Source organism: Elioraea rosea, from assembly GCF_007644105.1.
Lineage (GTDB): Bacteria > Pseudomonadota > Alphaproteobacteria > Acetobacterales > Acetobacteraceae > Elioraea_A > Elioraea_A rosea.
This window is the reverse complement of sequence record NZ_VFAC01000074.1, coordinates 1-7603: the sequence shown is the minus strand read 5'-3', so window position 1 is coordinate 7603 and position 7603 is coordinate 1. Positions and strand designations below refer to the sequence as shown.

The window sequence follows — 7603 nt, the reverse complement described above, 5'->3', positions numbered from 1 at the left end:
CTCGCCGCAGCGCTCGTCCCCGCCGTCGGCTTCGCCGCGCTCGGGCCGGCCGCTGCCGCCACCCTCGCGGCACGGAGCGGCACGCCGCAGGAAATCGCGCCACGCCTTGCCGCGCCGCCGGGCTGCACGGCCGCGCCCGATGGGGCAAGCCTCGTCTGCGAGGGGATGCGCGTCACCGCGACCATGGTCGTCTTCTCGCCCAGCACGAACTGGAGCGAGGTGTCGGCCGCACGCTGGCGGCTCGGCAAGGGTGGCTCGGATACCGAGCTCACCTTCACCGTCCCGATCGGCCAAGGAAGCGGCGGGGCCTGGCAGGCACGGCAGAGGATCGAGGACCCGCCGGGGCTGACCGCGACGGCCGCCTGGCTCGGCGGCAGGTCGGTGGGCGACGGGCTGACCAACCGCGCGGCGCAGGCGCGCAACAGCCTGGTCGGCGGCGCAGGCGTGCCGGTTCTCGTCGGCCTCCAGGCAGCGGACCCGCCGGGGGCTCCGCCGACGCCGTCGGCCCGGGCGCGGAACATCCTGCAGGCCGTGCTGTCGGCGCAGGCCGAGGGCGGCGTGGCCGCCGAGGCGGCGGAGCGGTCGCGCGGCCGCTGAGGCGTCGGAGAACCTGACAGTCGTTTCGGGAGAGTCCCGGATCTCTGTCGGAATTCTTGACAAAGTATGAACGCACGCCGCTAGGGACCAGCTATCGCATTGAATTCGTTGATCACGCTGTCCCGGCACGGTGATTGCTATTACCTCTCCGAACGACCCCATTCACTCTCTTGGAGAGGATTTCGACCATGAAGACTGCTCTTCTCGCTGGCATCGCCGCCGTCGCCCTCTCGGCCGGCACCGCGCTTGCCTCCATGTCGCTGGTGGACTCGTCTGCCGGTACCGTGAATGCCGGCACGATCCCGTCGGCCGGCGTGAACAACGCCCTGGTGCCGATCTTCGGCCCCGGCACCACCACGGGCTACGGCTACTTCGGCTCCTCGGTCCAGGGCTCGGCCGGCAGCTACCTGATCGAGTACTTCGGCGCAGAGGCGAGCAACCAGAACCAGTTCGCCGCGAACGGCTCGGTCCTGTTCACGACGCCGGGCACGGCGGGCAGCGGCGTGTTCGGCAACCCGATCAGCTCGACGACCGTCGACTTCGCCGGCGGCATCCTCGACTTCGCGTTCGTGATCAACAGCAACGCGGGCAACACGCTCACCAACGCGGCGAACCCGAACGACCTCGCCCCGGGTGCCGGCCCGAACTTCCTCGCGAGCTTCGCGCCGACGGTCGATCCCGGCCCCGGCGGCGGCCCCACCTCGGGCGACGTCGTGTGGCTGTTCCTCGATGACGGCAACCAGGTCGACGACAACCACGACGACATGGTGATCCGCATCACCTACCAGGCGGTTCCGGAGCCCGCGACGCTCGGCCTGCTCGGCGCCGGCCTGCTCGGCCTCGGCTTCGCTGCCCGCCGTCGCAAGTCGGCCTGAGCTGATCTCTAGACGTCTGAGCGACTGTCGGAATTCTTGACAGTCCTCAATGCTGATCGGGGCGGTGTCGGAAACGGCACCGCCCCGTCGCTTTCCGCGCCCACGACTGACCGGCGGCATTGAATCAGGCATCATATGATGCGATTTTCGATGCTATGCGCACCACCCTCGCCATCGATGACACCCTTCTCGCCAAGGCCCAGGCCTGCACGGGGCTGACGGAGAAATCCGCCCTCGTGCGCGAGGCGCTGAAGGCACTGATCGAACGCGAGAGCGCCCGCCGCCTCGCGCGTCTCGGAGGCACCGAACCGGATCTCGCCGCCCCGCCGCGCCGCCAGCCCGACCCGGCTTGAACGGCCCGACCTGAATACCCCGGGCTCGACCCTGGTCCTCGTCGATACCTCCGTCTGGGTCGATCATCTCCGCCATGGGGAGGCCGCGCTCGCGGCTCTGCTCGAGGCCGGCCGCGTGCTCGGCCACCCTTTCGTTCTGGGCGAGCTCTCCCTCGGCGGGCTGCGCGATCCCGACACGGTGCTCGGCGCGCTCGCCGCCCTCCCGCAGGCAATCGTCGCCACCGATGCAGAGGTTCTCGGCTTCATCGCCCGGCACGGGCTCGCGGGAAGCGGCATAGGCTATCTCGACGCCCATCTCCTCGCCGCGACCCGCCTCACCCGGGATGCGCGGCTCTGGACGCGCGACCGCCGGCTCGCCCGCGCCGCCGAACGCCTCTCTCTCGCATGAGAGGCCTGATGCTCCTCTTCCTTGCCCTTGTTTTCTCTCTATCCCTGGCTTTTTCTGCCGCCTCAACGACCTTGCGCGTTGGGCCGGGCGAGCGCTTCCCCACGCCAAGCGCCGCCGCTGCTGCCGCACGGGCAGGCGACCGCATCGTCATCCGTGCCGGCACCTACCGCGACTGTGCCGTCTGGGGTGTGCCCGATCTCACTATCGAGGCCGCAGCCGAGCCGGTCGTAATCACCGGCCCTGTCTGCCAAGGCAAGGCACTCTTCGTCGCCGGCGCCCCGCGCCTGACCATCACCGGCCTTACTTTTCGGGGGGCGATCGCCCCACCCGGTAATGGCGCCGGGATCCGGGCCGAGGGCGGTGACCTCACTATCCGCCGTACGCGCTTCGAAGATAACCAGAACGGTATTCTGACGGCCGTAAACATTCCTACGGCCACGCTCGTGATCGAGGAGAGCGTATTTCTTCAGAACGGTGCGCTGATCGGCGAGTGTGCCCACGGGCTCTATGCCAACACTCTTGCTCTCCTCGCGATCCGCCGCTCCCGCTTTGAGGCGACGCGCATCTGCCACCACATCAAATCACGGGCCGTGCGCACCGAGATCATCGACACCGAGATCCTCGACGGCCCGGAGGAGACGGCGAGCTACCAAGTGGACATCCCAAACGGCGGCGATCTGGTGCTCGCGCGTAATACTGTCCGGAAGGGACCGCGCGCAGGCAATATGCGCGCCGCGGTAGTGATTGGCGCCGAGGGCATTCGTCACCCGACGACGACCCTGTGGATCGAAGCAAACCGCTTTGAGAACTTGATGCCGCGCGGCACGGTGTTTGTCCGGAACCTCACCGCCGCGCCAGCCGTGCTCTCAGGCAACCGATTTTTGGGCAGTGTCACGCCGCTGGAAGGGCCCGGAACGGTACGGTGATGTCGCCGCGGGCGAGTGCCGCGCCGCGCCGGGTATTTCCCGCCCAAGTGAGGTCGCGCGTCAGGACCTCCCTTCGCGCCGCCATGACGAGCCGCCGCCGCAGGCCCGGTCCTCGAGAAGCCGCAGGACCGCCGGCCACATCGCCCCCTCCTCCGTGCGGTCAAACAGCAGCGCCGTCTCGCCGTCGCGCAGCACCTCACGCAGATTCGGCTGGTCCGGCGTGATGATCGCCCGGCCGGCAGCCATATACTCGATGTCGAACGCACCGACATGGCCCGGAATGGCCTCGTGCGCGGCCAGCCCCGTGAATCGCACTCGATCGGCCCCACCGAGCCCCCCCCCCGGCGAGCCGCTCGAGCCGCGGCCGCGCCGGACCCTTGCCGACGACCTGAAGCACGAGCCTCAGCAGCCCCGGATAGGCAGCGATTGCGCGCACCACAGCATCGTGCTCATGCCAGTTGCGCACAAAGCCGACGAAGGCGAACACGAGTTCCTCCGCCCCCGCAGGCATCTCGCGGGTGGCAAGGGTCTCAGGGAACTCGCGAGGTCGATCCCGTTCGGCACGATGCGGCTGCGCTCCTCCTCAACGCCTGCAGCGTGCGCATGCCCTGCGAGCACATCCGTGACCGGCAGCACCCACGTGACACGGCGCCCAGACGAACCGCTCCGCCCAGCGGGCGAGGCTCTCGAGCTGCAGCCCGCTGAACCTCACTCGCTCCTCGGCAAGCGGCGCGTTCACCTCGAGCAAAAGCGGCAGGGACCGTCGCTTGGCCACCAGTGCGCCCGCGAGATAGAAGAAGTTGTACTGCTCGTAGATCACGTCGGGGGGAAGAGCGCGGTGGCGCGGGCGGTCGAGCCTCAGCATAGTGGGCAGGGTATAGAGAAGCTCGAGCAGCTCGGTCGCGAAGCCGGGCAACATCTGGCGGATCGTCGCGACTAGCCGCCTCTCGCCGCTAGCCAACCTAGTCATAGGCAGGGCCAATCATAAGCACCTCGTGTCCGTCCGCTCGCAGCGCGGCGACTAAGCTGTCGAGTTGCACACCCTCCTTGTCGCGCGACTGGATGCGGCGGCTGTATAAGATCCTCATCGACTATGCAGACGGCGCAGGAGTGGGCCAGCCCATTGTCGTGCCAGAGCGGTAAGGCCCGCGGGAGAGAGCGGGTCGCCGACCACGAGGCCGATGCGCTGGCGCCGCCTGGTGGCCCAGAGTTGCTTGTAGGGATCGTCGCCGCGGCCGAAATCGAGGACCCGCACGCCGTCCTCCCCGATCAGGTGGCGGATGGCGAAGGCGGTCAGCACCGTGCCGGGCGAGGTCGCCTTCGCCGCCTCGTCATGCGAGAGCTTCAGCACGGTCGCGCGCCTCCGCCCGCCCTCGCGGTCGAGCACCCAGTACTGGGCGGCGACCGCACGTCCGTCATCCCGCCCGCGCAGCACCGCGAGCCGCAGCAGCCCGGCGGCTGCGGTTGCGCGAAGCAGCGCGTCGTCGAAGCGGGGGAAGGGTTCCTCGGGCTTCCAGCTCCGCGCGCGCACGTCCTCGTAGTCGGCGATCGCGGCATCGAGGGCGGGCCCGGGCGCGGGGACGAGCTCGAACCGGTGGGTTCTCTCCGCCCGGGCGAGCTTGCGCCCGATCGTGGTGCGCAGCGTCGGCGGGCGGGCGGCGAGATAGGCCTCCCACCCCATGTCTTCGGCGAGCGGCTCGTGCCAGTTGCCGACATGGTCGAACCGCCCGGCAAGGGCCCGGCCGGCCCGGAGACCGGCGAGGAACGCCGCGAGATGGGGACGGTCGGGGTCGAGGAGCAGGAAGGTCATCGGCCGTGACAGCCGCACCAGGGCGGCGAGTGCGCGACCGGCCTCATGCCGCGCCGCATCCTCCGCGCCGGCGGAGAAGAGCGGCCGCCAGGCGAGGCTGTAGGGGCCCGCGAGGCTTTCGAGCCGGCCTTCGCGCCGCCAGAGCGGCAGCACGGCGCGGCGCCCGGCATCCGCGGCAAGCAGAGGCTCTGCGCCCTCAGGGAGGGCGTGCCGCAGCAGCGTGTCGAACCAGAGGCGGGAGGCGAAGAACTCCCCCTCGCCGGGATCGTCGAGGACGCCGTCCACCCAGCCCGGAAGGGCGCGGGCATCGAGCGGAGTCAGGTCGAGGGAAGCAGAACGGGAGGGCACGGAGAGGGACTTAGCACGGGCCGCCGCGCCGCGCCGCTGTGTCGGCAGATGTTACAACCCCGCCGATCTCGGGAAGTTGACCAAGAATATCAGAGTTTTATCGAGTGGCATTCAGCTTGCTTTGGTCCTCTCCAGGCCGGACAAGAAGAAGACGGCTTGAGTTACTCGACGTCGGCTGCTGCCCGACTTTCTGACCCGGACGATTAGGCCGCGTCGGACGGGGCAGTGGCCCTGCCACGCGGCCCGACCCCCACTCGGCGCCGCGCGGGAGAATCGGGCGGCCTTCGCATTGGGCAAGGCCGCCCGCCTTTTCCCCTCGCCCTCTCTGCCGGCTCAGCCGAACACGAGGTCGCCCTCGGCGAGCTTCGTCACCCCGCCGAGGAACACGCTGTCGCTGCCGGACGTGACCATCAGTCCCGACACGCCCGAGACGGTCGCGGCGGAAGCCTTCGCCGCCTCAGCCGCGATGCCCACAAAGAACAGCCTGTCAGCGCCGGAGGCGAAGTCGGTGATCCGGTCCTGGCCGTCGCCGGCGGCGAACACGAACGTGTCGCTTCCTGCCCCACCAGTCAGCACGTCGTTGCCGGCGCGTCCGCGCAGGATGTCGTTGCCCGCCCCGCCCGTCAGCGTATCCGCCGCGGACGTGCCTTCGAGCAGCTTGGCGAAGACCCGATCGGGCGCGGCGATCTCCGGCGTGAGGATGAAGTTCTTCGTTCCGTTGGTGCCGAACGTCGTGCTGATGCCGAGATCGGTACCGTTCAGCGACACACCGGTCAGCAGAAGATTCCGGTCGGTCGCCGCAGTGCCGCCCCAGCCGTCGTTGATGAAGCTCATCGACAGCGTCGGGGCTGCACCCCAGTCACCCTTCAGCGTGATCGTGTCCGGCGTCGCGGAACCGCGCAGCGCCTCAGCCGTCAGCGTTCCACCGATCGCCTTACCGTCCACCGCAACCGTATAGGCCGCGTTCTCCTTCCAGAAATCCTGCGCCACCTTCAGCACGATCGTGTCCGGGCCGGAACCGAAGCTCAACTCCTTCCCGACCGCATTCGGAGGCGTGACCGGCCCGGCCAGGGAGAAGCTCTTCGTGCCGTTCACGCCAAAGGTCGTGCTGATGCCGAGATCGGTACCGTTCAGCGACACACCGGTCAGCAGAAGATTCCGGTCGGTCGCCGCAGTGCCGCCCCAGCCGTCGTTGATGAAGCTCATCGACAGCGTCGGGGCTGCACCCCAGTCACCCTTCAGCGTGATCGTGTCCGGCGTCGCGGAACCGCGCAGCGCCTCAGCCGTCAGCGTTCCACCGATCGCCTTACCGTCCACCGCAACCGTATAGGCCGCGTTCTCCTTCCAGAAATCCTGCGCCACCTTCAGCACGATCGTGTCCGGGCCGGAACCGAAGCTCAACTCCTTCCCGACCGCATTCGGAGGCGTGACCGGCCCGGCCAGGGAGAAGCTCTTCGTGCCGTTCACGCCAAAGGTCGTGCTGATGCCGAGATCGGTACCGTTCAGCGACACACCGGTCAGCAGAAGATTCCGGTCGGTCGCCGCAGTGCCGCCCCAGCCGTCGTTGATGAAGCTCATCGACAGCGTCGGGGCTGCACCCCAGTCACCCTTCAGCGTGATCGTGTCCGGCGTCGCGGAACCGCGCAGCGCCTCAGCCGTCAGCGTTCCACCGATCGCCTTACCGTCCACCGCAACCGTATAGGCCGCGTTCTCCTTCCAGAAATCCTGCGTCACCTTCAACACGATCGTGTCCAGGCCAGTGCCGAACGTCACCGACTTGCCCGCAACAGCGGTCGTTGTCGCAGCAGCGGTTGCGGCGGCGGGCACGGGCGCATCGGTCGTGAAGACGAGATCGCCCGCCTTCAGGCTCTTCACGCCCTGCAGAAACACGCTGTCGCCGCTCGTGCCGTAGGCGATCTTCAGCCCGGACACGTCACCCTGCTTCTCGGTGCGGATGACGAGCGAGGCCGGGTCGACCTTGTCGAACAGGATGCGGTCCTGCCCCGAGGTGAAGTCGGTGATCGCATCCGCCCCTGCGCCGGGGCCGACGATGAAGGTGTCGGCACCGGCGCCACCGGTCATCCTGTCGGCACCGCCGTGGCCGATGAGGATGTCTGCACCGGCGCTGCCCATGAGCGTGTCGGCGCCCGAACCCCCCTCGAGCAACTTGGCCGAGACGGACTTGGGCAGCGTGCTCGTGGGCACCTCCGGCGTCGGGGTCGGCTGGGGCGGAGGAGGAACCGGGTTCGGCGTCGCGCCGGGAGGATTGAAGACGTCGTAGATGTCGGGGATGGTGATGCCGTAGG

8 protein-coding genes and 1 pseudogene are annotated in these 7603 nt (G+C 68.8%); 5 read left to right on the top strand and 4 right to left on the bottom strand.

The window, feature by feature from the left end; all coding sequences use genetic code 11:
• The 5 genes from FIF60_RS21815 to FIF60_RS21090 form a co-directional block, all read left to right on the top strand.
• A partial coding sequence (locus FIF60_RS21815) for a hypothetical protein (protein WP_158639338.1) occupies positions 1-597 on the top strand: 597 nt, incomplete at its 5' end.
• Between the two features lie 188 nt (positions 598-785).
• Positions 786-1472, top strand: a complete 687-nt coding sequence (locus FIF60_RS21105) for a PEP-CTERM sorting domain-containing protein (RefSeq protein ID WP_144300264.1) — start codon at positions 786-788, stop codon at positions 1470-1472.
• Positions 1473-1627: 155 nt separating this feature from the next.
• Positions 1628-1825, top strand: a complete 198-nt coding sequence (locus tag FIF60_RS21100) for a type II toxin-antitoxin system VapB family antitoxin (protein ID WP_144300263.1) — start codon at positions 1628-1630, stop codon at positions 1823-1825.
• Entirely contained in the window at positions 1785-2213 is a 429-nt protein-coding gene (locus FIF60_RS21095) for a PIN domain-containing protein (RefSeq protein WP_204251274.1), read from the top strand. Before FIF60_RS21100 ends, FIF60_RS21095 begins: the two co-directional genes overlap by 41 nt.
• Positions 2214-2221: 8 nt before the next feature.
• Positions 2222-3139: a right-handed parallel beta-helix repeat-containing protein gene (locus FIF60_RS21090; RefSeq protein WP_144300261.1), complete on the top strand. Its 918-nt coding sequence runs from the start codon at positions 2222-2224 to the stop codon at positions 3137-3139.
• A 60-nt stretch (positions 3140-3199) separates the two neighbouring features.
• Here FIF60_RS21090 and FIF60_RS22205 read toward each other — a convergent pair whose 3' ends face one another.
• The 4 genes and pseudogenes from FIF60_RS22205 to FIF60_RS21075 form a co-directional block, all read right to left on the bottom strand.
• Entirely contained in the window at positions 3200-3454 is a 255-nt protein-coding gene (locus FIF60_RS22205; protein ID WP_239451749.1) for a glycosyltransferase, read from the bottom strand.
• Positions 3455-3722: 268 nt separating this feature from the next.
• Complete coding sequence (locus FIF60_RS22200) at positions 3723-4109, bottom strand: hypothetical protein (RefSeq protein WP_239451748.1); 387 nt, start codon at positions 4107-4109, stop codon at positions 3723-3725.
• A gap of 114 nt (positions 4110-4223) precedes the next feature.
• Entirely contained in the window at positions 4224-5297 is a 1074-nt protein-coding gene (locus FIF60_RS21080) for a GNAT family N-acetyltransferase (protein WP_144300260.1), read from the bottom strand.
• Between the two features lie 333 nt (positions 5298-5630).
• Positions 5631-7603, bottom strand: a pseudogene (locus FIF60_RS21075) (carbohydrate-binding domain-containing protein); the annotation flags it as partial.

Excerpts from the sequence above, each read along its gene's own strand:
- FIF60_RS21105 (WP_144300264.1), top strand. The coding sequence starts at position 786 with ATGAAGACTGCTCTTCTCGCTGGCATCGCCGCCGTCGCCCTCTCGGCC.
- FIF60_RS21100 (WP_144300263.1), top strand. The coding sequence starts at position 1,628 with ATGCGCACCACCCTCGCCATCGATGACACCCTTCTCGCCAAGGCCCAG.
- FIF60_RS21090 (WP_144300261.1), top strand. The coding sequence starts at position 2,222 with ATGCTCCTCTTCCTTGCCCTTGTTTTCTCTCTATCCCTGGCTTTTTCT.
- FIF60_RS22200 (WP_239451748.1), bottom strand. The coding sequence starts at position 4,109 with ATGACTAGGTTGGCTAGCGGCGAGAGGCGGCTAGTCGCGACGATCCGC.